The following is a 24,877-nucleotide window of genomic DNA, read 5'->3' on the forward strand; positions in this document are numbered from 1 at the left end:
CCATTCGTTCTTTGCACTACGAACCATTCTCATTTAGATTTCATCTCATTCCAGCATGAGGTCCAGATTATGTACGTGTGTTTGTGCCGCGGCATCACAGATAACCAGATCCGCAAGGCGGTACAGGCAGGCAAGACTGAATTCAGACAGTTGAAACAGTCGCTGGAAGTCGGTGCCCAATGTGGTAAATGTGTGCGCATGGCGATGGAGATCATCGCTACCGAAATCGACAAGATGGAGTCAGAGCAGGCACCGCTCTATTACGAAGTGGCGTAAAACCGCCGACTTCTCATCTTCATCTCTCCTTCTGCCCTCCAGGGGACGACTTTCCCCCATCACGTTATGGTCATGTTTCTGGACTAAGCTCTAGTGATCGTTGCCTAGGCTCGAAAACGAGGAGTAATGTCGATGAAAGGAGATCCCAAAATCATTGCCCACCTCAACAAGGTGCTGGCCAATGAGCTGGTTGCCATCAACCAATACTTCCTGCATGCCCGCATCTATGATGACTGGGGCCTCAAGGGGCTGGGGCACAAGGAGTATCACGAATCCATCGATGAGATGAAACATGCCGACGAGCTGGTCAAGCGGGTGCTGTTTCTGGAAGGGCTGCCCAACTTGCAGGATCTGGGCAAGCTGCGCATCGGTGAGACGGTGGAAGAGATGTTGCGCTGTGACTTGTCTCTGGAGATGGACGCCATCCCCGACCTGAAAGTCGCCATCACCTATGCCGAGTCTGTGCAGGACTACGTCAGCCGCGACCTGTTCCAGGAGATCCTGGAAGATGAAGAGGAGCATGTGGACTGGCTGGAAACCCAGCTCGATCTCATCGCCCGTATCGGTCTGGAAAACTACCAGCAATCCCAGCTCCATGCCGAGTCATCCTGAATCGCGATGACATCAAGAGACAATCCCAACCCGCCCAGGCGGGTTTTTTCATGGCGACAGCGGCAGAGATCTTGCCCAACGATAGGGTAGCCAACCTGGTTGCTGACAAGGCAGGCCAGAGGCTGTCAGGATGGCAGGCGCCGGATTGAACCGCCTCCGGGATCACAGTTACGATGCATGGGGCAGCGGCAGGCGCCGCTTTCGATTAGGATACGGCTCTATTCAAACAACACTGCTACGGATAATGTCCATGGAACAGATCGCCCGTGAGATGGCGGCCCACAAGCGAGTGGCGCTGGTGGCTCACGACAACATGAAGACCCCCCTGCTGAACTGGGTGATGCGGCGCAAGGAGGAGCTCAAGCTCCACCACCTCTACGCCACCGGTACCACCGGCACCATGCTTGGCAAGCAGGCACAACTGCCCATCACCTGTCTCTTCTCCGGCCCCATGGGGGGCGACCAGCAGCTCGGCGCCCTGATCGCCGAGGGCAAGATCGACGTGCTGATCTTCTTCTGGGATCCCCTCAATGCGGTGCCCCACGATCCGGACGTGAAGGCCTTGCTGCGCCTTGCGGCAGTCTGGAACATCCCGGTCGCCACCAACGAGGCGACCGCCGATTTCATCATGGACAGCCCCCACATGCGCCAGGCGTTCAGCGTGCAGATCCCGGACTACGTCGGCTATCTCAAGGCGAGAACCCAGTAACGGGGCAGAAACGACAGAGCCGGCCACAGGGCCGGCTCTTTTTATTGGCGGGAACGAAGATCAGCGCTGGAAGCTTTTCTGCGCGAACTTGGGTCTGGCATTCATGATCTGCTCCACCTGCTCGTCGCTCATCTTGCCGCGCGACAGCCCCAGCACCTTGTAGGTGAGCAGCGGTCGGGCCGGCAGGGCGATCATCAGGGCGCGGATCTGGTTCTCGTCCTCTTTCTCGCGCACCGGTTTGCCATAGGCATAGGTCAGTACGCCGGCATCCATCAGGTTTTTGACGGCAGGCTCGGTGATCGGCAAGTTTATGACGCTTTTGCGCTGCAGCACGAACTCGCGCAGCACTGCCTTCTCGTTGAAGTCGAGAAAGGAGATCATCTGGGCCAGCTGATCCTGCTGGCGGCGGGACTGCCACTCGTCGCAGGCCCACTCCCAGGCGATCAGGAAGCCCTGACTGCAGAAGTAGGAGATGGCGATCAGCATGCCGACGCCGAGCCAGGCGGCGTGTGTGGCGGCCCACTGGCTGACGGCTCCCTTCATCAAACCGGCCGGAAACAGCAGGATGATGCTGCAGCAGAGCAGCAGCCAGACCATCAGCCAGTTGAGGCGGTTCAGTTGATAGAAATGTTGGATCCACCGTTTCATCGTTCACCCTTCCCAAATCAGTGTGGACAGTAGTCATCTCATAGCAAACGGTGTGCCAAGGCGAAGCGTTCAGCGGCAGAGGAGTGGGTCCGGACGGCAGAACCGGTGGAGGGCACGGTTACATTCCCTTACAACTTGTTGAGCGAATGATCATTAGTTTGCCTTGTGAGGCGGCACTCAACTTGGTAAAAAGCCCGCACTGTCATAGGGGAGTAGCAACCCGCCCGTGATCCGGGCAGGGCTCATGTCAACATTCTTGGATCCTCAGATCCATGGCATGGGCGGCGATGGCATCCATCGCTCTGCAAGACCTTTGGCCTCGATATGCAAGCCAGCCGGGCGAGCCGTATCGAGTCCATTGGTTGTTCTGCTCGCCTGGCGGTTACTCATCATGCTGATCACCCTGCTGTTATTTCTGCTCTCTGCCGTCACCATCTATCTGGCCTGCGAATATTTCGTCAACGGCATCGAATGGACCGGCCACCACTTCAAGTTTTCCCAGAGCGCTACCGGCTCCCTGCTGGCGGCCCTCGGCACGGCCCTGCCCGAATGCATCGTCACCCTGACCGCATTGCTGATGGGGGATGCCCCCGCCCAGCAGCAGATAGGCATAGGTGCGGCCCTCGGCGGCCCGCTGGTGCTGGCTACCATAGGCTATGCTGCCGTCGGCGTGACCCTGCTGCTGTGCATGAGCCGTGAGCACAGGGCCATCGATGGCGAGGTGCAGCGCGAGATAGGCCGCGATCAGGCCTGGTTCGTCGGCATCTTCCTGGTGGCGGTGGCCCTCGGCATGGTGGCCTTCACCGGTAAAACCTGGCTGGCCCCGCTGTTCGTGCTGGTGTATCTGGTCTATGTGCGGCGCGAGCTGAAACAGACCGACAGCCACGAGGTCGCGTTGCCAGAGCCCCTCAAGCTGGATCCGGGCGCCGAGATCCCGGCGCTCGGCAAGGTGCTGCTGCAAACCCTGGTTGCGCTGGTGGTGGTGGCGCTGGCGGCCCAGCTGTTCGTTCATCAGCTGGAGAGCATGGGCGAGCTGTTTGGCCTCTCGCCGGTGCTGGCGGCCCTGTTGTTGAGCCCGGTGGCGACCGAGATGCCCGAGCTGATTAACGTGCTGATCTGGGTGCGGCAGGGCAAGCACCGGCTGGCACTGGCAAACATCTCGGGGGCCATGATGATCCAGGGCACCATTCCCAAGGCGTTCTGCCTGTTGTTCACCCCCTGGCTGCTGGACAGCACCATGATGGTCTCCTCGCTGGTGACGCTGCTGGCGGTCGTGCTGTTGTGGTGGGGGTTCAGTCGGGAGCGGATGACGGCGGGCAGGCTCGCCTGGGTGGGGCTGATCTATCTTGGCTTCTGCGGCTGGCTGATGGCGAACTGAGGCAGCAACCACACCACATGCAAAAGGGCGGGACCTTGTCCCGCCCTTATTGTTGTCATTACCCCATGCCGGCCGATGCCGGCAAGGGGGTCAGAACTGCTGGAACCAGCGCTGGATCTGGGCCGGATCCTTGCTCTGGGTGAGCGAGAGCATCAACAGGATCCGCGCCTTCTGCGGGTTGAGGGTCTCGGCGGCGACGAAGCCGTACTTGGCGTCATCGATCTCCGCATCCAGGGTGGTGGAGCCGGTCGGTACGCGGGCGGAGCGCACTACCCGGATACCGTCCTTGCTCGCCTTGGCCAGGGTGTCGAACAGGGTGTGGTATAGGTTGCCGTTGCCCACCCCGGCGCTGACGATGCCGTCGAACTTGGCATCCACCATCGCCTTGGCCGGCAGATCGGTGGCGTTGGCGTAGCTGTAGACGATGCCGACCTGCGGCAGCTTGTCGAGCTTGCTCACGTCAAACGGGGTCTTGCTGGTGTGCAGGCGGGCCGGGCTGCGCTGATAGTCGATCTTGCCGTTGTGGATGTAGCCGAGCGGGCCGAAGTTGGGGGAGGCGAAGGTCTGCACCCCGGTGGTGTTGGTCTTGGTGACGTCGCGGGCATCGAGCACGGTGTCATTCATCGCCACCATGACGCCACGCCCCTTGGAGGCGGGGTCAGAGGCGGTCACCACGGCGTTGTAGAGGTTCATCGGGCCGTCGGCGCTCATGGCGGTGGAGGGGCGCATGGCGCCGACCAGCACCACCGGCTTGTCGCTCTTGACGGTCAGGTTGAGGAAGTAGGCGGTCTCTTCCATGGTGTCGGTGCCGTGGGTGATGACGACGCCGTCCACGTCATCCTTGGCCAGCAGCTCGTTGACCCGCTTGGCCAGCTTGAGCCACACCTCGTCGTTCATGTCCTGGGAGCCGATCTTCACCACCTGCTCACCCTGCACGTCGGCCACGTTTTTCATCTCGGGCACGGCGGCGATCAGCGTCTCGATGGCCACCTTGCCGGCCTCGTAGTTGGACTGGGTGGCAGACTGGCCCGCCCCGGCAATGGTGCCGCCGGTGGCCAGAATGTGCACGCTGGGCAGCGCCATAGCCATCGGGGAGAGGGTCAGGCCGAGTACGGCGGCGATCAGGGTCTTGCGAATGGGAAGGGTCATGCTGCAATCCTTTTGGATGAGGGAATTGCAGCATTTTTATTCTTTTTAAACGGGATTTAAGTGATCACTCTCACCAATAAAAAGAAGTAAACAGAATATTAGTCTGATTTATACCAATTAAGTGATAATTCACTCTACCTGAAAGCCTCTCGCCTCGATCAGGGCGATCAACTCGACTTTGCTCAGATCGCTCTCGATGACGGCCTTGCGGCTGGCAAAGTCGACCGTGGCGGTGCGGACTGCTGGCTGGGCCAGCAGGGCCTTTTGCAGGCTGGCAGCGCAACCGCCGCAGGACATGCCGGTAACGGTGAGTTCGATGGTCATGGGCTCTCTCCTCTGTCGATGTGACATCAGCCTAAAGCTGCCGCCTCCGGCAAGGTCAAGGGTGAATGCCGATCCCGTCAACCCCGGGTCGTGCATCATGGCGGCGCCCCATCACCCCATCAGTCCCAGGTAGTTCATCAGGGCGGCCCCCAGGCTGGTGGTGACGAGCGAGCCCAGGGTGGTGGTGGCGATGATGTTGGCCGCCAGGGCGCTGTCACCCCCCATGGCACGGGTCATCACATAGCTGGCGGCGGCGGTGGGGGTCGAGCTGATGAGGAACAGGATGCCGAGGGCCTGAGGGCTGAAGCCGAGGGCCCAGGCCCCCAGCACCAGCAGCACGGGGATGCAGCACAGCCGGTTGACCGTGGCCCAGCCGGTCAGCATGGCGCCGCCGCGCAGGGCCTTGAGGTTGAGGCTGGCGCCGGTGCAGAGCAGGGCCAGCGGCAGGGTCATGTTGGCGAAATAGTTGCCCGTGCTGATGACCAGCTGGGGCAGTTCGATGCCGAGCAGACCGAAGGGCAGGGCCGCCAGAATGGCGATGATGAGGGGGTTTTTGACTATCCCCTTGAGTATGGGTGTGAGCCCCTTTCCGCCCCCCAGGCTGCGGGTCAGGGTGATCACCGCGAGGATGTTGTAGAGCACTGTGATGGAGCCCACCAGCAGGGCGGCGGCCCCTATCCCCTCCGGGCCGTAGGCGTTTTGCACATAGGCCAGCCCCATGATCCCCATGTTGCCGCGAAAGCTGCCCTGCACGAAGATGCCCCGCAGTTTCTGCTCGCTGATGAAACGGGCCGCCAGCACCTCCAGCACCAGGAAACCGGCGAGGGTGCCGAGCAGGCCGTAGAGGATGAGCCAGGGGCTCGGCATGGTGGAAAAATCGGTGCGCACCATGCTCAGAAACAAGAGAGCTGGCAGGGTGACCTGGAACACCAGACGGGAGGCTGACTCGACGAAGCTGTCGGGCAAAAGACCCAGCCGCTTGAGCCAGATGCCGAGTACCAGCACCAGACAAATGGGGCCCGTGATGGAGAGGGAGAAGTGCAGACTTGCCAACAGATCCATGATGCGCGTCCTGTGCAACGGCGAAGAAAGTCGCCTGGGAAAGGGCATTCTAACGCCATGGGCTTGTATTCACAGGAGTTAATCACAACAATGTCTGCATCCCGGTTGTCGCCCTCCCCTGTCACGGATCCCCCATGGAAAAGAAACTGACCATCCTCGATATCGCTCGCCTCAGCGGGGTCGGCAAGTCGACCGTCTCCCGGGTGCTCAATCAGGATCCCAAGGTCAATGCCCAGACCAGGGCCAGGGTCGAATCGGTGATCGCCCAGCACGGTTTCGTCCCGAGCAAATCGGCGCGGGCCATGCGCAGCCAGAGCCAGCAGGTGGTCGGCATCGTGGTGTCGCGCCTCGACTCCAGCTCCGAGAACCAGGCGGTGCGCGGCATGCTGGAGACCCTCTACCAGCGTGGCTACGACGCCGTGCTGATGGAGAGCAAGTTCTCCCCCGCCAAGGTGAGCGAGCACCTGGCGGTGCTGGAGCGGCGCGGGGTGGACGGCATCATCCTGTTTGCCTTCAACGATCTGGACTATGCCGCCATGGCGCCGCTCAGGGAGAAACTGGTGCTAATGGCCCGTGAGCGCCCCGGCTTCTCGTCGGTCTGCTTCGACGATGACGGGGCGGTGCGCGCCGTGCTCGCCCACCTCGGGGAGCGTGGCCTGACCGAGGTCGCCTATCTCGGGGTGGAACGCAGCGATCTCACCACCGGGCTGCGTCGGCATCAGGCTTACCTCGACTACTGTCGGGAACAGGGGCGCACACCCCGCAGCGCCCTCGGGGATCTCGGTCTGCAAAGCGGCTATCGGCTCGCGGCCGAGCTGCTCACCCCCACCACCCAGGCCATGGTCTGTGCCAGCGACACCCTGGCCATCGGCGCCGCCAAATACCTGCAGGAGCAGGGTCGCACCGACATCCTGGTGAGCGGCCTTGGCAGCAATCCCATGCTGACTTTCCTCTTTGCCAACACCCTCAGCCTGGATTTCGGCTACAAGGATGCCGGCATCCTGGCCGCCAGACAGCTGCTCGACCAGATTGAAGAGGGGCAGCCCCCCAGAGCGACCATCGCCCCCTGTCAGCCCCTGTAGTCTATCTTTTCCTCCATTCCCGGCGTTTTGCGCTTTTTGTGACCAGCGCCACGAATTGGGAACGTTCCCATTGCCGATACCAGCCACTGGCTTCATGCTGATTGGGAACGATACCAATAAACGGGCGGTCCTTGGCCAGCCGGTAAAGACACGACCATTATTCATGGAGTCACAGAGGGAAGGCTCATGTCAAAAGTCAACACACAGCATCTGGCGCAGCTAATCGAGCGGATCGGCGGCAAAGAGAACATCACCACAGTCAGCCACTGCCTGACCCGGCTCAGGTTCGTGCTGGCCGATCCGGCCAAGGCCGACCCCAAGGCCATCGAGACCATCCCTTCGGTGAAGGGGAGCTTCACCCAGGGCGGCCAGTTCCAGGTGGTGATCGGCAACGAGGTGGATCAGTGGTACAAGGCGCTCACCCAGGAGATCGGCGTGAGCGGCGGCAGCAAGGAGGCCGCCAAGCAGGCCGCCCGCCACAACATGAACCCGTTGGAGCGCGGCATCTCCCACCTGGCGGAGATCTTCGTCCCCCTGCTGCCCGCCATCATCACCGGTGGTCTGATCCTGGGCTTTCGCAACGTCATCGGCGATATCAAGATGTTCGACGACGGCACCCACACCCTCACCGAGATCAGCCAGTTCTGGGCCCAGGTGCACGCCTTCCTCTGGCTGCTGGGTGAAGCCATCTTCCACTTCCTGCCGGTGGGTGTCTGCTGGTCTGCGGTGAAGAAGATGGGTGGCTCCGAGATCCTCGGCATCGTGCTGGGTATCACGCTGGTGTCGCCGCAACTGATGAACGCCTATGGCATCGGCCAGCAGACCCCGGAAGTGTGGGACTTCGGCCTCTTCGTCATCCAGAAGGTGGGGTATCAGGCCCAGGTCATTCCGGCCCTGCTGGCGGGTGTCTTCCTCGCCTGGGTGGAGACCAGCCTCAAGCGCATCATCCCGGCCTATCTCTACCTGGTGATTGTGCCCTTCATCTCCCTGCTGCTGGCGGTGATCGTGGCCCACGCCCTGATCGGTCCGTTCGGCCGCTGGATTGGTGACGGCGTCGGCTTTGCCGCCAAGGCGGCCATGACGGGTTCGTTTGCCCCCATCGGCGCCGCCCTGTTCGGCTTCCTCTATGCGCCCCTGGTCATCACCGGCATCCACCACACCACCAACGCGGTGGACCTGCAACTGATGCAGAGCATGGGCGGCACCCCCATCTGGCCGCTGATCGCCCTCTCCAACATCGCCCAGGCGTCTGCGGTCGTCGGCATCATCCTGATCAGCCGCAAGGAGAACGAGCGGGAGATCTCGGTCCCGGCCGCCATCTCCGCCTATCTCGGGGTGACCGAGCCGGCCATGTACGGCATCAACCTCAAGTACAAGTTCCCCATGTTGTGCGCCATGGTGGGCTCAAGCTGTGCGGCTCTCATCTGCGGCTTCGCCGGTGTGATGGCCAACGGCATCGGGGTGGGCGGCCTGCCGGGCATCCTCTCCATCCAGCCGCAATACTGGGGCATCTACGCCATCGCCATGCTGGTGGCCATCGTGGTCCCCGCCCTGCTGACCCTGCTGGTCTACAAGCGCCAGCAGGCTGCCGGCAAGCTGGATCTGGCCACGGCCTGATCCACACAACCTCGGCGGAGCCCTGGCTCCGCCCTTTATCGTTGCCCTGTTCCAACTAATCCGGTTTCAACCAATGAGCGAACCAACCATGACACAGACACCCTGGTGGCAAAGCGCCGTGATTTACCAGATCTACCCCAAAAGCTTTCAGGATTCCGGCGCCCGTGGCACCGGTGATCTCAAGGGGATCATGGCCCGCCTCGATTACCTCAAGACGCTGGGGGTCGATGCCCTCTGGCTGACCCCGGTCTATGTCTCCCCCCAAGTGGACAACGGCTACGACATCGCCGATTACCTCAACATAGATCCCGCCTACGGCACCATGAGCGATTTCGAAGCGCTCCTGGCCGCCGCCCATGAGCGCGGCATCCGCATCGTGATGGATATCGTGGTCAACCACACCTCCACCGAGCACGCCTGGTTCAAGTCGGCGCTGGGGGACAAGCACAGCCCCTATCGCGACTACTACATCTGGAAAGATCCGGTGGACGGCGGCGTGCCGAACAACTGGCAATCCAAGTTTGGCGGCAGCGCCTGGGAGCTGGACCCGGCCACCGGCCAGTACTACCTGCACCTCTTTGCCCGCGAGCAGGCGGATCTCAACTGGGAAAACCCGGCCGTGCGCGCCGAGGTGAAGAAGATCATCCATTTCTGGGCGAAGAAAGGGGTCGACGGTTTCCGCCTCGATGTCATCAACCTCATCTCCAAGGATCAGGCATTCCCTGACGACGAGGTGGGGGATGGCCGCCGCTTCTACACCGACGGGCCGCGCATCCACGAATTTTTGCAGGATGTGAGCCGCGACGTGTTTGCTCCTGTCGGCGCCATGACGGTGGGGGAGATGTCCTCTACTTCTCTGGAGCACTGCCAGCGCTATGGCGCGCTGGATGGTTCCGAGCTCTCCATGGTGTTCAACTTCCATCACCTCAAGGTGGATTACCCGGGCGGCGACAAGTGGACCAAGGCCCCGTTCGATTTCCTCGAACTCAAGCGCATCTTCAACCACTGGCAGAGCGGTATGCATGGCAAGGGGTGGTCGGCGCTCTTCTGGTGCAACCACGATCAGCCGCGCATCGTCTCCCGTTTCGGCGATGAGGGCGAGCATAGGGTGGTCGCCGCCAAGATGCTGGCCAGCACGCTGCACGGCCTGCAGGGGACGCCCTACATCTATCAGGGGGAGGAGATCGGCATGACCAACCCCGGCTATCAGCGCATCGATGACTATCAGGACGTGGAGAGCCGCAATATCTTCGCCATCAAGCAGGCGGAAGGGATGAGCGAGGCCGAGATCCTCGCCATTCTCGGCGCCAAGTCCCGGGACAACTCGCGCACCCCGATGCAGTGGAGCGCCGCCTCCAACGCCGGTTTCACCAGCGGGACGCCCTGGCTCAAGCCCGCCGCCAACTACCCCGAGATCAACGCCGAAGCGGCGCTCGCCGACCAGCACTCGGTGTTCTGGCACTATCGGGATCTCATCGCCCTTCGCAAGGCGCACCCCATCTTCACTCAGGGGGATTATCAGGAGCTGCTGGCAGGGCACCCGCAGATCTGGGCCTATGTCCGCCGCGCCAACGGTCAGACCCTGCTGGTGGTGAGCAACTTCTACGGCGAGCCGGTGGAATTTGCCTTGCCTGCCGAGCGGCAAAGCGGGGAGGGGCGACTGCTGCTTGGCAACTACCCGGATAGCCCGGCCCGCCCGCAATCCTGCAAGCTGCGCCCTTACGAATCCCTGATCTGGCTGATGGAGCAATGATGACTGACGCAACAACAGTGCAGCGGCCCGCCGTGCGTGGCCCCGAGTGGCAGAAGATGGTGGCGGGAGCGCCCTATGATGCAGGGGACCCCGAACTGCGGGCTGCGCGGGAGCAGTGTCGCGCCCTGCTGGGAGAACTGAACCGGGAGCGAACCGATGCCCCTGGCTGGGATGAGCGCCTCACCCGCCTGCTGGGTGGCCGCGCAGAACGCTGTTTCATCACGCCCCCCTTCTTCTGCGACTATGGCGCCAACATCTTTGTCGGCGAGAATTTCTACGCCAATTTCAACTGCACCATCCTGGATGTGTGCGAGGTACACATAGGCGACAACGTGCTGCTGGCCCCCGGAGTGCAGATCTACACCGCTACCCACCCGGTGGCGGTAGCGCCTCGCATCAAGGGGGTGGAGTTCGGCAAGCCGGTGCGCATCGGCAATAACGTCTGGATTGGGGGCAGCGTCGTCATCTGCCCGGGCGTCACCATAGGGGACAACAGCGTCATCGGGGCGGGGTCCGTTGTCACCAGAGACATTCCGGCAGGCGTGGTGGCGGTCGGCAATCCCTGCCGGGTCTTGCGCCCCATGACGGCAGAGGAGCTGGCGCCCGGGGCACCTGGCTGACACAGAAGGGGCAGGCCGTACCTGCCCCTGTTCGTTTCCCTGACGGCGCTCCCGCAATGCCGGCAAGGCTTCGGCGCAGCCCCCTCTTTACCCGGGCAGCAAGGCGCCGCAACGCTTGTGCTGTCCCATGACCACCAGAGTCTTGAAACTGCGCACCTGGTCCCTGGCATGGAGCACCCGACGGGTGAACTGCTCGTAACTTTGCATGTCCCTGGCGGCCACTTGCAGCACGAAGTCCTGCTCCCCCGTCACATACCAGAGATCCATCACCTCGGGTTCCCGCTGCAGGCTGGCGATCATCTCATCGACGATGCGGCCATGATCCCGCTCCAGGGTCACCAGCACCAGCATGGTGATGGGCCAGCCCATGGTGGACGGTGCCACCAGCGCCACTTCCCGCTCGATGAGACCCGACTCCCGCAAGGCGCGGACGCGGCGGTAGCAGGCAGGGGCGGAAAGACCGACCCTGTGGGCCAGCTCCGGCGTGGGCAGACGGGCATCCTGTTGCAGCTCGGCGAGGATGAGCAGGTCAAATTTGTCGGTCATGGGGTTCATTAGATAAAAATTATCGCACAAGGCCAGTATTAGACCGGTTTTACCCAAGTCTCCAGATATATTTTACTGCCCATCGTCCTGCCCGGTATGAATACCATGCAACCCAATCCCAATGCCCTCTCCTCTCTTCTGGCCGTCCTGCTCGCCATGCTGTCGATCACCCTCGGCGCCTCCCTGGCCAAATCCCTGTTTCCCCTGCTGGGAGCCGCAGGTACGACCCTGTTCCGGCTGGGGTGCGCCGCCCTCCTTCTCTCCCTGGTGTTTCGCATCTGGCGTGCCCCCCTCGACCGACGCACCCTGCTGGGCGCCATCCCCTACGGCCTGTCGCTTGGGGCCATGAACCTGCTCTTCTATCTCGCCATCGCACGCATTCCCCTCGGCGTGGCGCTGGCCATCGAGTTCATCGGCCCGCTGACGGTGGCCCTGCTGAGCTCCCGTCACCGGGATGACTTCCTCTGGCTGGCGCTGGCCATCGTCGGCCTGCTGCTGCTCTTGCCCCTGCGGGCAACACAGCAGGCCATCGATCCCCTGGGGGCCGCACTGGCTCTCGGGGCTGGCCTCTTCTGGGGGCTCTATATGCTCACCGGAAAGCGGGCAGGAGCCTTGCTGGGCGCACAGGCTCCGGCGCTGGGCATGTGGGTGGGCACCCTGCTGGTATTGCCCTTCGGGCTGGAGGGGGCGATCGAGGCGTCATTCACCGTCCCCGTGATCCTCACCATCATCGGGGTGGGGCTGCTCTCGAGCGCCATCCCCTACTCTTTCGAGATGTTTGCCCTGCGCCGCCTTCCCCTCAAGAGCTACGGCATTCTCACCAGCGGTGAACCGGCCATGGGAGCCTTGATGGGACTGGTATGGCTGGGCGAGCAGTTGCCCCCGTCCCAATGGCTCGGGATAGCCGCCATCATCGCCGCCTCCATGGGCACCACCTGGCAGGCGGGTCGTCGACAAGCCGGCTCCGCCTGAACCAAAAAAACGGGGCCGGCGATGACCGGCCCCGGGGATGGCACGAGCGCGTCAGGACGAGTAGTCGTAACAGCGTTTGAGCTCGCCGAAGTCATAGAAGAAGCTGCCCACCGCAATGGGGGCGCAACCTGCCTTGAAGGCGAGCTCCTTCTCGTTGTAAAGCATCTTCACCAGCACCCGGCCGGCCTCGTTGCGGTAGACATCCCACTGGATGTTGGCCGCATAGGGAGAGACCCAGCCGCCACGCCATTCGTTGTTTTCCTGGCTCATCAGCACGCCGGGCTGGGCGCTCTGGCGACTCCCTTCCAGCTTCATCAGGGCCGCCAGCGGGATCAGGGTCTCCGCATGGGCGAAGCGCAGCTTGGCGACATGCTCGCCCGCCTCTTCCACTACCTGGGTCTGTACCTCGTTGAAGAGGCCGTCAAGCAGGGGCTGGGCCACGGCGTAGGTGGCGCTCTGGCTGGCAAGACTCGGCCCCTTCTCGTAGAAGTCCTCGGCATCGGAGAGGTAGGAGAACCAGGCAGACTCCTCTGGCGTGATGAACTGCTCGAGATCCCAGGACCCGCCTTGTGCCTGCGCCTCCCGGATCATCCCCGGGCCGATGATGAAGAGGTTGTAGAGCATGAGGGCGGCGTCCACCTCGTCGCGCACATGGGTCTTGCCGCCGTCTTCCGGATTCACCGCCACATAATCCACCCCGGCGGCCAGCTCGTCGACGAAGGCTTTACTGTAGAGACGCTCGAGCATCTCGCGGGCCATCACCCGGGTCCTGGGCAGGGCCTTGAGCGCATCGAGGACCTCGGTCAGCTCGGGAGCAGGAGCCACCCCGTTGTCTTCGTCCCCGACAAAGGCCTGATAGGCCTGGAAGGTGGGCAGATACCGGGTGTACTCCCCCTGTGGCTCGGTCTTGTGGAAGTAGAGCTCGAACTTGTTGCGCAGCCCCTTGTCGATCTCGGAAGGGTTCTCCTGGCTGACGTAACAGTCGGGGCTGTCCGTCACCAGAGAGACCCGTTTGGCCAGGCTCTGCATGAAGAAGTAGGCGCTTTCGTTGGCGCGGTCCTTGCCCGATGTCTCGACCTTGAGGCAGAGGGGAGTCGATTCAGTGGTCAGCAGGGTGGGCAGCCGTTCGGCGAGCCGGGTCGCCAGGTTGGCGTGCTCCTCCTTGCCGAGCGCACTCAGCAGGCCATAGCCGAGGGTCTGGTTGGCGGCCGTGACGGCGTCCACCTTGGCGCCGAGCCGTTGGCCCAGCTCGGTCAAGGCCCCCTGCCTCGCGGCCTCCTCCCACACCAGCTTGGTCAGCACGTCGTATTTGGGGCTGGACAGCGAGCGGGAGCCGTGGCGTGCCACCAGTTCGGTGAAGACGGGACTAAAGCCTTCAGGGGCAACCTCATAGCTGTTCATTGCCTGACGGGCGGCATAGACCGCCTTGGTGCTGTATTGATAGTCGCCGACGGCAGGCGAGGAAGAGTCATTGCCCGAATGGCAGCCGCTCAGCAGGGTGGCCGCCACGCAGGCGGCAAGGGAAGAAACGCGAAACATAGTCATCCTTGAACCAGTGTGAAAATGAAGCCGCACAGTACGCACCGGATGTGACAATCTGGTGTCAGGTCTGGGACATGCACCTCTCTCCGGAAGGGTGACTCCCCTCCAACCCGTCTATGTCCCCCCACAAAACATCATTCATATTTTTTGAACGTGTAGGCCAGTTTATCTCGCTAACAATGACCGGGTGAGGCGCTTAATATTCACACATCGCTTAGGCAGGAGCGCCAAGCCGCAAAACAACTGGTCGTTCATGGCAGTCCCCCATACATATGGGCGACAAACCTCCGTGACAAAACAACACACCATTTGAATGACCTCTTGCATGGATGCATTGATGCAGGCCTGTCAGGCCTTGCCAATGACATAAAAACCAAGAGAGTGAATGAACATGAAAAACGTGATCAAGATGCTGGCCGTTGCAGGCCTGATGAGTGCCGGTGTTGCCCAGGCTTCCGTCCCCGCCGACTTCAACGCCACCCCGGGTGTGCTGTTCGTGAACTGGCATGCCAGCGCCGCCATGGCCGGCAAAGCCAACCCCATGCTGGAGGTGCGCGATGAATCCGGTGATCTGGTGGCATCGGTCCACGCCAACCTGATGGGCACCCAGCAGGTACAGATCCCGAACCGCGCCCAGGGCAACCTGACCGTCAGCCTCGGCGATCAGAGCAGCGATTACCGCATCCCGTTCGGCATCGGCAGCGGCAATCCCCGCTGATCAACGCAGACGACGTCCCTCCCGGGTCTGGCAAAGACACGCCGACCAGGCGAGAGATCAACGACAAGGGCGCCATCAAGGCGCCCTTGTCGTCGTTGCCGTCGGCATACACGGCTACTGGGTGAAGACGGGACCGAAGCCGGATCCCCACAGGATGGCCGTGGCAGCCAGCACGCAGACCAGCAACACCAGGCCGACCGTCACCACTGAACTGGCGTAGATGAATCCCTGCTCCTTGGTGATGTGCATCAGGATGGGCACGCCGATATAGAGCAGGTAGACGGAATAGGTCAGCCCGACCAGACCGATGAGCATCACGAACCAGAGATGCGGGAAGAAAGCGGAGAAGCCCACCATGAAGAGTGGCGTGGAGGTGTAGGCCGCCAGCTCCAGCGAGGTCGTGTAGCTGGGATCCGAGCCGAAGGTATGCCCCATCCAGTGCACCAGATAGGAGAGTGCCAGCACGCCGATGATAAGGGTCACGTACATGGCGACCGACAGCTTGAATGCGCTGTTGGCGGTCAGGGTGATGGGATCGCCGACCCCGATGCTCCAGCCGATGTGAACGGCGGAATAATAGGCGCAGATGGGAGGGATAAGGGCCACGAGCAGGATGTGGGTCAGACTGTTTCTGAAGCTGTCGTGCCGCTCGTCTATGGTATGCCATTCGGTGTGGGGATGGGCATACAATCCCCATAAGTGATTCAATATCATAGCGTTATTCCTTCTCTACATCGGTGGTTGGCGGATCGATACCGGGCTTTCTCCTCTGATTGCGTCTTGTCCGGGCGCTGGCGGCGCCATCGCTTGCCATGGCATGCGATGACTTTAAATAAAGTCGCTCCACCGCCGCTGCGTCAAGCAAGGTCGCCGGGACAGCCGGGAGGGATGGGAAGACAGCAGGAGGACACCGGAGGCGGGCACTGATGGCACCCGCCGCTGGCACTCCCGTCAATACTGCTTGGTTTTAGAGGCAAAACCCGCGAGGAAGAGACCTGTCAGGAACATGCCGCAGAAGGCTTCGATGGCCGACAGCAGTTGCAGCGGCGAGGAGGTCTGGGAGATGTCCCCATAACCCAGGGTCACGAAGGTGACGATGCTGAAATAGAGGGAGCGCCCCAGATGGCCGTGGGTTGCAGACTCCGGTGCCAGGAAATAGGTCAGGGTCGCCAGCAGGATCACCCCCATCGACATCAGCAGGCTTCTGATGGGACGCTCCCCAAACCCCCAGGTGATGAAGCTGATGAACTTGCCCGCGCACTTGAGATAGCACAGCAGGGAGAGCCAGCACTTCGTCATCGGACCGCTGCGCAACCAGCGCTCCCGGAACAGCTCCCGCGGGCTCGCCAGGGACTTCATCTCGTGCAGCTTCTCCTTGTAGTAGCACTCGCCGGCGTCGACGGTGTCACCCACGCTGGAGAAGAGACGCTTGGCATTGCGATAGAGTTTGCTCGCCTCGTTGTGGTCGATCCGCCCATTGTCGTTGTAGACCACCTCCACCTTGTCCAGGTTGGTGTGCTCCATGGTGGCATCGAAGTTCTTGGCGCTGACGCTGAAGTTTTTCAGCACCGCCCGGGAGGAGTGGAAGCGGATCTCCTCGCACTCTATGGTGAAGTCCTGAAAGACCCCGTCCTCCAGCGCCAGCTCCCGCTTCTTGGCCCAGGCCCTGTGGTCCCACAGCAGAGAGTCGAACAGATCGAGCCCGATCACCCCGCCATTGACCCTGACCCCCTTGGCCGAGCAGTGCCACAGATAAACCTTGGAGTTGTTGACGGCCCCATCGAGAGAGAGCTCGTCGAGACAGGTAAAATCGAGCAACCGGCCGGAGATGATGGGGCTTTTGAGGGTAACACCGCCGATGTTGAGCAGACGATGCTTGCCCAGCACCTGGGCCTCCCCCTTGTTGTTCTCCGAGACCGAAAGCAGGCTTTGCACCCGTTTCACCTCGTCATTGCCATGTTTTCCCGCCAGCCACATGCTGTAAGGCTCGAAACGGGTCTCCGAGCGGATGAGGCCGCTCTTGCGCAGGGATTCCAGTGCACTCGAGGCGCTCTCATACAAGCGGACCTTGTCGTCGCTCATGTAGACACAAAGGCTCAGCACGCAGCGGGAGCTGATGAAGCGGGCGATGCCGATCTGGAAGATCACGCTTTTTTCTATCTTCTGCTCCGCCATCCAGTCGTCGAAATGGGGCAGCGACGCCACCAGCAGCGCCCAGATACGGGGATAATCGTTCTCACGCCGCCACTCGTTGAATTGCTCGGGGGAAAGCTGCCAAAGCTCTGTTGCATTCATAGATGACCTCAGTAATGGAGATGTTCTCGTCGGTGATTCTCTGTCAAGTGCAACCAATAGAAGCGAGCTTACAACAGCAACGAATGGCCCCTAAGAATCAGGAGAAAAAAAGTTAACCATTTGAAAAAAATGCATAAATGCTTTCTCACACACCAAAAAAATGAACGCTCAGAGATAAAAAAACTCCCGACCGGGAGCTTTTTTTATGGGTAGAACGCGATGGCATTACGCCTCCAGGCTGATGCCGATGTTGGAGACGCCGTCCTGGGCCGCGAAGGCGCGGATGGCAAGGATGCGATCGCTGTCCCGTTCATGGGCCACCCGTTTGAGCAGTTCGACCTGGAACTCCAGCTCGGCCTCCATGTACTCGTGCTCATAGAGCTCCTCATCGCTGAGATCCCGCTCTTCCAGCATCTCTATGAAGCCGGCGACCGTGCCGACAGACGCATGGCTGGCGTCGTTGGCCTCTTCCCCCACCCGGCAGATCACCGAGTTGTAGGCACAACCCAGCGCCACGCAGGCGTCCAGTGCCGGATAGGCGCCGTAGGATTCAAACTTGCGGGGATCGGGAATGTAGACTTCAAACGCTTCCAGAATGGCACCAAGATTGACGCGGGATCCCTTGACCGTCAGGTAGTTCCACATCTGATCCAGCGCGTGACGGAATGCCCTCGCATCCCCGAAACCGGAGGCCTGGGTAAAGAGCACATAGTTGGGGTACATGCGCTCTGCCAGCGCCAGGGTATAGACGGTTTGCTGCCAGGGCTGCAGCTCGGCCAGTCGCTTATAAAACTTGTCACCAAACACTGGAGTCGGATCCTTTGCAAAATGTGGGGCAGATTGTAGCCCACGAGGGCCCCGTCTAAAAATGAAAAAGCGCCCTGCTCGACTATCTTGCCCGATCAACTGGGGTAAGATGGAGACAGCATCCCTCTCGCCTTGCCATAAACACGATAAGGAACAAGAGTATGAGCCAACGTACCCTGCTGCTGTTGAGTCAGGACAACAGCCACTATGAACGCCTGCTCAAGGCGGCCCATCTTCCCCATCTGCACATTCTTCGGGCCGACAATCAGGCCGAGGCCGAACAGCTTATCGGTGACGCTCATATCCTGATGGCCGAGCCTGCCCGGGCCAAGCCGCTGCTGGCCAAGGCCGGCAAGCTCAGCTGGCTCCAGTCGACTTATGCCGGGGTCGATGTGCTGCTGGACGCCAGTTGCCGCCGCGACTACCTGCTCACCAATGTCCGCGGCATCTTCGGCCCCTTGATGAGCGAGTATGTGTTCGGCCATCTGCTCAGCCTGACCCGCCAGTTGCCACTCTATCGCGAGCAGCAGCAACAGGGCGTCTGGCAGAGCCATCCCTATCAGGGCTTGAAGGGAAAGACGCTGCTGCTGCTCGGCACCGGCAGCATAGGGCAGCATATAGCCCACACCGGCAAACATTTTGGCATGAGGGTGCTCGGCATCAGCCACAGTGGCCGTGAACGTGCCGGGTTCGATCAGGTGTACCAGTTGCCGGCACTCAACAAAATGCTGGCCCAGGCCGATGTCATCGTCAGCGTGCTGCCCGCCACCCGCGAGACACGCCATCTCTTCACCGCCGAACGCTTCGGCCACTGCAAACCGGGCGCCATCTTCTTCAACGTCGGCAGGGGCAATGCCGTCCATGAGGGGGAGCTGCTGGCGGCACTGCAAGCCGGCAAGCCCGCCATGGCGGTGCTCGATGTGTTCGAGCAGGAACCCCTGCCCGCTGACAGCCCGCTCTGGCACCAGCCCAATCTCATCGTGACGCCTCACAACAGCGCCTACAGCTTCCCGGAAGATGTGGCCCAGATCTTCATCCGCAACTACATCCGCTTCATCGATGGTCAGCAGCTGGACGGCAGGATCGACTTTGACAAGGGTTATTGAAGCCGTTCTGCAATGAAAAGGCCCCGCCAGTTGGCGGGGCCTTTTTCGTCAGGAGGAAGCCGTTCAGCCCGCCTCCATCTCTTTGCGGTAGCTCTTCACCTTGGCGAGGAACTGACGCTTGTCCTTGCCGGAGAGCGGCTCCGCCATCGGCAGCTTGATCTTCATGGGATCCACCGGGCGGTTGTTGATGCGCACCTCGTAGTGCAGGTGAGCACCGGTGGAGCGGCCCGTGTTGCCGGAGAGGGCAATCTTGTCACCCATCTTCACCTTCTGGCCCGGCTTGACCAGCAGCTTGCTCAGGTGCAGATAACGGGTCATCAGGGTACGGCCGTGCTTGATCACAACATAGGTGCCTGCCAGCGGGTGGCTGGTTGCCTTGAGGACCACACCATCACCGGTCGCCATGATGGGCGTGCCTACCGGCAAGGCAAAGTCGGTCCCCTCATGGGGCCGGACCTGCCCGGTAATGGGATGACGGCGATTCGGGTTGAAACTGGAGCTGACCCGGTAACGGCTGTGAGTCGGATAACGGCGGAAACCGCGCTCCAGGCTGTTTGCCTGACCGTCATAATAGTTGCCATCTTCCGACAACCAGGCTGACACGGCCTTGCCCTGGCTGAACACCTCGACCCCCAGCAACTGGGTATTGCCCGTACTCTTGCCGTCGACCGTCTCCTGACGGACCAGCACCTTGAACTTGTCACCTTTTTTCAAATCCTTGGCGAAGTTGAGGCGCCACTGGAACAGGTTGGCAATCTTCTGGATGTGGTTGGCCGGGATACCGGCATTGCGGGCGCTGACGTAGAAGCTGCCGTTGATGACACCGTCATAGCTCTTCTGTTGCCACTCCACCTCTTCATTGAGCATGTTGGCGCTATAGGTGTCGTCGGTACGCTCCAGCACCAGGGTCTGCTTGATGTTCAGGCGGATCTTCAACTGCTGCAGAATGTTGTCCTGATCGATCAGCAACTCGATGGTCTGACCGGGTTTGAGACGCGCCAGGTTGTTCTTGGCATCCGCATCCAGCACCTTGTAGAGGGTGGTGGTGGACAGCCCCAAGTTGTTGAAGATGGTGGTCAGGTTCTCGCCGTTGCGAACCCGGTAATCTTGCCATTGAGGCGTGGCATCGGCCGGGATGTCGTCTTCGGGAGCGGCTGACTCGACCAGCTCGTGATCCGGAATGTCGTTGAAGTCGGTGTTGTCTTCGTTGGTTGCGGTGCCCGTGGTGGCGATCGGCAACTCCAGACGCAGTGGCCGCTCCAGGATGTCACCGGGAGCTGGCAATACGGCTACCGCTGACAGCGTCATGGCCGTGAGCAATAGCATGGCATAGAAATGCTTGCGGGGAACCGGGGGTTCCCAATTGGCAGCCTGAGCTACCAAGGGACGGAGACGTTTCATCCGCTATCCTGTTATTAGATCTAAGGGTGGTGGTTGTGGGTCTGTTTTTATGAGTTTTTATTATGAAAACCGAATATCTGGCTTTTAGACCTAAATACTTACAAAAAGTTCATAGCTCCATGCACGAAACTCACATTTTATGCATAACCTTCCAGCATGGGCAGAAATGATCGTCATTTTCAGCCATTTTTTTCTATTTTTAAGAACCAAGTCCGGTTGTGGTGCTCTCCGGCCCAGAAAATGTTGCAAAAACATCTCCATGGAGTGGGTATGTCATTGGCAAAATTGTTAAATGTAATCATCCTAATCCTCTTCACCATCGGCGCCGCGCTGCTGCTCGTGCTGGAGATCACGACGGTACGACAGTCTATTCTCGACCAGATGTCGGCCAACCTTGAAACCGCCATCACCGCACTGGGGCTGGTGCTGCAGGGCACTCTGCTCAACGATGACAAGGTCCTTGCCGAGACCATAGTGAACGCCATGTTCGACGGAGGCTTCGTCAACTCCGTCGTTCTGCTGGATCCGGATGGCCAGGTGCTGTTCCAGAAGGTGTTCCACACCGCACAGCAAAATGTTCCAGGCTGGCTCCCCTCAGTTATCGACATGCCACCGGTCAAGATTGAGCAGGAGTTGACCGACGGCTGGCGCATTCTCGGTACCCTCACGCTCGAGGGACACAAGGGTTACGCCTACCAGCATCTGTGGAACGCCATCAGTCGTACCGGACTTGCGCTGCTCGCCGGCCTGCTGGTGTTCAGCCTGGTGATCACCTGGGTGTGCCGCCGCCTGCTGCGCCCCCTCGAACAGATCAGTCTGCAACTGGCCCGGATCCGCAAACGCCAGTTCAGCGGCAACCTGCCAACCCCGTGGCTTCGCGAATTGCAGGAAGTCGTTGTCTCCATCAACCAGCTGGTCTCTGAACGCAAGCGGGACCTGCTGCAACAGCGGCTCAAGATCACCCAGCTTGGCAAGCACGACGCTCTCCCGACCCACCAGAAGCTCGTTGGGCTGGTCGACACCGATGGCAACACCTATCAGCAGCATTTCTTCTCCACTCAGGGGAGTATCAGGCTCTACAGCCGCCTGCTACCCAAGCACCCCCCCACCACGGACAGTTCGCCGGATGAAATTCGGGGGCTGCTCAACGACTGGCTGACTCAGAAGGCGGAAGGGCTCCAGCTGCCTCTCAGCCTGCTCGGCCACCCAGACTGGGCGCAGTTTGCCCCCGTGCTGACCAGCGCTCGTGGCAAGACGCTGGACTGGCGCTGGGATCTGGCGATCTTCCCCCCCCTGGCCGAGGAACGACTGACCGCACTCCAGTCCCAGGGGATTGAGCTGGCATTCAGCAACATCCCGATGAACAACGACAATCTGGCCAGGCTCGACCCCATCAGACCTGTCTTCATCAGTTGCCAGCTCACCCAGTCCCCCCTTTATTGGAACCTGCTCTCCCAATGCCTCCATGCTTCCGGCTACACCTTGCTGGCGGAAGCCGGCGACGTAAGCGATGTGGACATGCTGCGCAGTTGGGGCATCGATGGTTATGCCACTCAGGAGAATGCATCATGAGGATCCCGCTGCTGCTGCTCGCCCTGCTGTGGCAACCGACCCTGCACGCGACCACCATGACCATAGGCACAGGGGGGGGAGCAAGGCATCTATTACCAGGTCATCAAGGAGTTCTGCAGACTGGCCAAAAAAAGTGACCCCACGATGCCCTGCAAACTACAGGCCAGCTCCGGGTCCATCGAAAATCTCCGCCAGCTGAAAACGGGAGAGGTACCCTATGCGCTCGTCCAGTCCGACTGGCTCTATCAGGCCAGCCAGGGCACCGGGCCTTTCGCTGCCCAGCCACAACCCGAGCTGAGGGCGCTCTTTGCCACCCACGCCGAACCTTTCACCATAGTGGTGCGAGCCGATGGGGATATCACCACCCTGGAGCAGCTCAAGCTGGCCCCCATCGACATGGGCCTGAAGAGTTCAGGGACTCGTCAAACGGCATTGGCCCTGTTCAATGTTCTGGGCGCAAAGGAGCAGGATCTCGATTTGAAGAGCGTCGCCAATCTCTCCGAAGCGTTGTGCAATAAACAGATCGATGCCTATGGCCTTGTCATGGGTCATCCCAACCGCATCGTGCTGGACACCGCCAAGCGCTGCGCCGTGCGCTTCCTGGCGATCGAGGGGCCCGTAAGGGACCAGCTGCTCAAAGGAGTCAGGTATTACCAGCGCAGCCAGGTGCCGGCACGCATCTACCCGGGCAACCTCAAGGCAACCCCCACCTTCGCCATCGCCGCCACCCTGGTGACCAATGCCGCCACTCCGGATGACGAGGTCTATCGGCTGACCCGGGCCATGCTGAGCCAGCAAACCAGTTTCAACGAACAGACCTATGGCTATGCGAACCTGTTTCACAAGGCGCGCAACAAGATAGGCCCGGTGCTGAGTGTCGAACAGCATCCGGGCGCGGCAAAATATTTCGAGGAGTTGAAGGCGGCGGGCAAGTTATAGCTGGCGACGGGGGGAGCGCAGATGCTCGCTGGAGAACCGGCTCTGCATCGAGGTCCACTGGGCCAGGCGATCGGCACTCCCCGCCAGGGTTCCCTCGCGGCGGGATTTCATGATCCAGATGCTTTTGGCATCGAAACTGTAAACCGGCTGCAGATCATTGCGCTTGCTCCCCGGCAGGATGCGGCCATTGATGTTGTCCAGCACCAGGGGATCTGACTTGATGGTCGGGAAGTACAACGTCACCATGTGGAACTGGTTGTAACGAATTGCCTTCACATAGGCCAGCCGCAGCTTCTTCTCGTCGACCCCCAGCTCCATCAGGGTGTAGTACTTGGCGATGCTGTAGTCCTCGCAATCCCCGCCTCTCGCCCCGATGAACTCCAGCGGATTGGCCCAATAATCATCATCCCCCCACAGTCTGGGATCCTCGCTGTAGGTCAGGTTGTTGAAGTAGTTGTTCACCAGCTCCAGCTTCTGCTGGTCCGTCGTTCCGGCCCTTGGCGTCAGCAGACGAGAGAAGGCCTCGGACCGCTGGATCGCTCTGGCGCCATAGACCGCCTGCATTTTTGCCCTGAGTTCCGGGCTGGCGATGTGTTCGGAAAGACCGGATGCCTGTATGCCGGATCCCAGCAGGGTCAGCGTGCAGGCAGAGACGAGCAACCATTTCATGACTGACACTCCATATCAGATGCTGGAGGTCAGTATAGTTGGCCGCGCCGCCTCTATCGTCAATGTCGGGCAAGGCCTAGCGGCACTGGGCGAAGGCATCCGCCAACTGCTGCATGAATTGCGGATAACCGTCCGGACCGAGCGGCACCTGCTCGCCGACTTCGTCCAGCAGCAGCACCTTGGCCCCGGTATTGCGGGCAACCGACTCGATCACCGCCGGGGAGAACTGCGGCTCGGCGTAGATGCAGCTCGCCTTTTTCTCTTCCAGCGCCTTGCGGATGTCAATCAGCGTCTTGGCTCCCGGGCGACGCTCCGGGCTCACGGTGAAGTGTCCCTTGGAGCTCATGCCGTAGTGACGCTCCCAGTATCCATAGGCTTCGTGGAACACGAAGTAGCCCTTCTGATCCACCGCGTTCATCTGCACGGCGATCACCTTGTCCAGGGCGTCAACCTTGCCCTCGAAGGCCGCGAGATTGGCGGCATAGCGCGCCTGGTTGGCAGGATCCAGCTTGCCCAGTTCGGTCGCGATCGCCTCGGCAATCACCTTGGCCTGGGTTGGACCCAGCCAGATGTGGGGATCCACCCCTTCGTGGTGGTGCCCTTCATGGCCCTCGTCGTGCGAGCCGTGGTCGTGGGCGGCATGGTCATGATCCTTGTCATCATGGTGATGATCGTCATGTTCCCCCTGGGTCGCATAGTTGTACAGCGGCATGCCGGGAACCTGGGTCAGGGTCAATACATGAGGATGCCGGGCCAGGGGTTTGGCCATGAAGCCTTCCAGCTCGGGACCGACCCACACCACCAGATCGGCCTCCTTGATATTGCGCATGTCGGAAGGGCGCAGGGAAAAATCGTGGGGCGACGCACCGGTGGGCAGCAGCACCCCGGGCTCGCTCACACCATCGGTGATCGCCGCCGCGATGAAGCCCAGGGGTTTGATGGTGGTCAGCACCTCGAGGGCACGGACAGGCAGACTCACCGCCATCAGGGCAGTGATCAGAGCAAGAATTCGCATAGAGGTCTCGTCAGGGTGTGTGTGTGTGATAATATAACAAACCAACGTCGCTGTTATATTATAAC

General features: G+C 60.9%; 24 protein-coding genes, 1 pseudogene and 1 riboswitch. Of the genes and pseudogenes, 13 read left to right on the forward strand and 12 right to left on the reverse strand.

Annotated features, from left to right (window positions below):
- Positions 1 to 69: 69 nt before the first annotated feature.
- From C2U30_RS11290 to C2U30_RS11300, 3 genes are all read left to right on the forward strand, one after another.
- Entirely contained in the window at positions 70 to 276 is a 207-nt protein-coding gene (locus tag C2U30_RS11290) for a bacterioferritin-associated ferredoxin (RefSeq protein ID WP_010675777.1), read from the forward strand.
- Between the two features lie 132 nt (positions 277 to 408).
- Positions 409 to 888 carry a bacterioferritin gene (bfr, locus tag C2U30_RS11295; RefSeq protein ID WP_010675778.1) on the forward strand — a complete coding sequence of 160 codons (480 nt, stop codon included), beginning with the start codon at positions 409 to 411 and terminating at the stop codon, positions 886 to 888.
- Between the two features lie 250 nt (positions 889 to 1,138).
- On the forward strand, positions 1,139 to 1,597 hold the full coding sequence (locus C2U30_RS11300) for a methylglyoxal synthase (protein ID WP_199767268.1): 459 nt from the start codon (positions 1,139 to 1,141) through the stop codon (positions 1,595 to 1,597).
- 60 nt (positions 1,598 to 1,657) lie between these two features.
- Here C2U30_RS11300 and C2U30_RS11305 read toward each other — a convergent pair whose 3' ends face one another.
- Positions 1,658 to 2,245 (reverse strand): superinfection exclusion B family protein, encoded by a 588-nt coding sequence (locus C2U30_RS11305; protein WP_010635988.1) that lies wholly within the window; start codon positions 2,243 to 2,245, stop codon positions 1,658 to 1,660.
- Positions 2,246 to 2,440: 195 nt separating this feature from the next.
- A riboswitch (yybP-ykoY riboswitch) is annotated at positions 2,441 to 2,548 on the forward strand.
- An 88-nt stretch (positions 2,549 to 2,636) separates the two neighbouring features.
- On the opposite strand from C2U30_RS11305, the gene C2U30_RS11310 reads away from it, so the two are divergent.
- Positions 2,637 to 3,623: a sodium:calcium antiporter gene (locus C2U30_RS11310; protein ID WP_244812339.1), complete on the forward strand. Its 987-nt coding sequence runs from the start codon at positions 2,637 to 2,639 to the stop codon at positions 3,621 to 3,623.
- A 90-nt stretch (positions 3,624 to 3,713) separates the two neighbouring features.
- On the opposite strand, the gene ansB is transcribed toward C2U30_RS11310, so the two are convergent.
- The 3 genes from ansB to C2U30_RS11325 all read right to left on the reverse strand — a co-directional run bounded on the left by ansB (position 3,714) and on the right by C2U30_RS11325 (position 6,158).
- Entirely contained in the window at positions 3,714 to 4,772 is a 1,059-nt protein-coding gene (gene ansB, locus C2U30_RS11315; RefSeq protein WP_103243771.1) for an L-asparaginase 2, read from the reverse strand.
- Between the two features lie 129 nt (positions 4,773 to 4,901).
- The gene (locus tag C2U30_RS11320; protein ID WP_041211751.1) at positions 4,902 to 5,096 is read right to left on the reverse strand and encodes a heavy-metal-associated domain-containing protein; all 195 of its coding nucleotides are present in this window, start codon (positions 5,094 to 5,096) and stop codon (positions 4,902 to 4,904) included.
- Positions 5,097 to 5,207: 111 nt separating this feature from the next.
- Positions 5,208 to 6,158 (reverse strand): AEC family transporter, encoded by a 951-nt coding sequence (locus C2U30_RS11325; RefSeq protein WP_103243772.1) that lies wholly within the window; start codon positions 6,156 to 6,158, stop codon positions 5,208 to 5,210.
- Positions 6,159 to 6,292: 134 nt separating this feature from the next.
- Between C2U30_RS11325 and treR the strand changes: the two genes are divergently transcribed.
- The 4 genes from treR (at position 6,293) to C2U30_RS11345 (ending at position 11,230) form a co-directional block, all read left to right on the forward strand.
- Positions 6,293 to 7,240, forward strand: a complete 948-nt coding sequence (gene treR, locus C2U30_RS11330) for a trehalose operon repressor TreR (protein WP_041211765.1) — start codon at positions 6,293 to 6,295, stop codon at positions 7,238 to 7,240.
- Between the two features lie 186 nt (positions 7,241 to 7,426).
- Positions 7,427 to 8,857: a PTS trehalose transporter subunit IIBC gene (gene treB, locus C2U30_RS11335; protein WP_039039721.1), complete on the forward strand. Its 1,431-nt coding sequence runs from the start codon at positions 7,427 to 7,429 to the stop codon at positions 8,855 to 8,857.
- 88 nt (positions 8,858 to 8,945) lie between these two features.
- On the forward strand, positions 8,946 to 10,610 hold the full coding sequence (treC, locus tag C2U30_RS11340; RefSeq protein ID WP_103243773.1) for an alpha,alpha-phosphotrehalase: 1,665 nt from the start codon (positions 8,946 to 8,948) through the stop codon (positions 10,608 to 10,610).
- Positions 10,610 to 11,230 (forward strand): sugar O-acetyltransferase, encoded by a 621-nt coding sequence (locus tag C2U30_RS11345; protein ID WP_103243774.1) that lies wholly within the window; start codon positions 10,610 to 10,612, stop codon positions 11,228 to 11,230. Before treC ends, C2U30_RS11345 begins: the two co-directional genes overlap by 1 nt.
- Before the next feature lie 87 nt (positions 11,231 to 11,317).
- Here the strand turns inward: C2U30_RS11345 and C2U30_RS11350 are convergent, their stop codons facing one another.
- Positions 11,318 to 11,776, reverse strand: a complete 459-nt coding sequence (locus tag C2U30_RS11350) for an Lrp/AsnC family transcriptional regulator (RefSeq protein WP_039039724.1) — start codon at positions 11,774 to 11,776, stop codon at positions 11,318 to 11,320.
- A gap of 96 nt (positions 11,777 to 11,872) precedes the next feature.
- Here C2U30_RS11350 and C2U30_RS11355 point away from each other — a divergent pair, with 96 nt between their 5' ends.
- Positions 11,873 to 12,748, forward strand: coding sequence for an EamA family transporter (locus C2U30_RS11355; protein ID WP_103243775.1), 876 nt, complete (start codon positions 11,873 to 11,875; stop codon positions 12,746 to 12,748).
- Between the two features lie 51 nt (positions 12,749 to 12,799).
- Here C2U30_RS11355 and C2U30_RS11360 read toward each other — a convergent pair whose 3' ends face one another.
- Positions 12,800 to 14,293 carry a histidine-type phosphatase gene (locus tag C2U30_RS11360; protein ID WP_103243776.1) on the reverse strand — a complete coding sequence of 498 codons (1,494 nt, stop codon included), beginning with the start codon at positions 14,291 to 14,293 and terminating at the stop codon, positions 12,800 to 12,802.
- A gap of 382 nt (positions 14,294 to 14,675) precedes the next feature.
- Here C2U30_RS11360 and C2U30_RS11365 point away from each other — a divergent pair, with 382 nt between their 5' ends.
- Positions 14,676 to 15,008, forward strand: coding sequence for a hypothetical protein (locus C2U30_RS11365; RefSeq protein WP_041211768.1), 333 nt, complete (start codon positions 14,676 to 14,678; stop codon positions 15,006 to 15,008).
- 114 nt (positions 15,009 to 15,122) lie between these two features.
- Here the strand turns inward: C2U30_RS11365 and C2U30_RS11370 are convergent, their stop codons facing one another.
- From C2U30_RS11370 to C2U30_RS11380, 3 genes are all read right to left on the reverse strand, one after another.
- Positions 15,123 to 15,722 (reverse strand): Yip1 family protein, encoded by a 600-nt coding sequence (locus tag C2U30_RS11370; protein ID WP_029314835.1) that lies wholly within the window; start codon positions 15,720 to 15,722, stop codon positions 15,123 to 15,125.
- Positions 15,723 to 15,959: 237 nt separating this feature from the next.
- Entirely contained in the window at positions 15,960 to 17,303 is a 1,344-nt protein-coding gene (locus C2U30_RS11375) for a potassium channel family protein (protein ID WP_043152903.1), read from the reverse strand.
- 225 nt (positions 17,304 to 17,528) lie between these two features.
- Complete coding sequence (locus C2U30_RS11380) at positions 17,529 to 18,110, reverse strand: YjaG family protein (RefSeq protein ID WP_042864483.1); 582 nt, start codon at positions 18,108 to 18,110, stop codon at positions 17,529 to 17,531.
- Positions 18,111 to 18,271: 161 nt separating this feature from the next.
- Between C2U30_RS11380 and C2U30_RS11385 the strand changes: the two genes are divergently transcribed.
- Positions 18,272 to 19,216: a D-2-hydroxyacid dehydrogenase gene (locus tag C2U30_RS11385; protein WP_045523137.1), complete on the forward strand. Its 945-nt coding sequence runs from the start codon at positions 18,272 to 18,274 to the stop codon at positions 19,214 to 19,216.
- A gap of 63 nt (positions 19,217 to 19,279) precedes the next feature.
- On the opposite strand, the gene mepM is transcribed toward C2U30_RS11385, so the two are convergent.
- Positions 19,280 to 20,617 (reverse strand): murein DD-endopeptidase MepM, encoded by a 1,338-nt coding sequence (gene mepM / locus C2U30_RS11390; protein ID WP_041212320.1) that lies wholly within the window; start codon positions 20,615 to 20,617, stop codon positions 19,280 to 19,282.
- 270 nt (positions 20,618 to 20,887) lie between these two features.
- On the opposite strand from mepM, the gene C2U30_RS11395 reads away from it, so the two are divergent.
- Together C2U30_RS11395 and C2U30_RS11400 are read left to right on the forward strand one after the other, a co-directional pair.
- Positions 20,888 to 22,189, forward strand: coding sequence for a LapD/MoxY N-terminal periplasmic domain-containing protein (locus C2U30_RS11395; protein ID WP_043152912.1), 1,302 nt, complete (start codon positions 20,888 to 20,890; stop codon positions 22,187 to 22,189).
- Positions 22,186 to 23,128 (forward strand): annotated as a pseudogene (locus tag C2U30_RS11400) (TAXI family TRAP transporter solute-binding subunit). The gene C2U30_RS11395 and the pseudogene C2U30_RS11400 overlap by 4 nt, the downstream one beginning before the upstream one ends.
- Here the strand turns inward: C2U30_RS11400 and C2U30_RS11405 are convergent.
- Together C2U30_RS11405 and znuA are read right to left on the reverse strand one after the other, a co-directional pair.
- Positions 23,123 to 23,797: a transglutaminase-like cysteine peptidase gene (locus C2U30_RS11405; protein WP_041212317.1), complete on the reverse strand. Its 675-nt coding sequence runs from the start codon at positions 23,795 to 23,797 to the stop codon at positions 23,123 to 23,125. The pseudogene C2U30_RS11400 and the gene C2U30_RS11405 sit on opposite strands and share 6 nt — an antisense overlap.
- A gap of 76 nt (positions 23,798 to 23,873) precedes the next feature.
- Positions 23,874 to 24,812, reverse strand: a complete 939-nt coding sequence (znuA, locus tag C2U30_RS11410; RefSeq protein ID WP_103243777.1) for a zinc ABC transporter substrate-binding protein ZnuA — start codon at positions 24,810 to 24,812, stop codon at positions 23,874 to 23,876.
- Between the last annotated feature and the right edge of the window lie 65 nt (positions 24,813 to 24,877).

Source organism: Aeromonas sp. ASNIH5 (assembly GCF_002902865.1).
Classification (GTDB): Bacteria; Pseudomonadota; Gammaproteobacteria; order Enterobacterales; family Aeromonadaceae; genus Aeromonas; species Aeromonas caviae.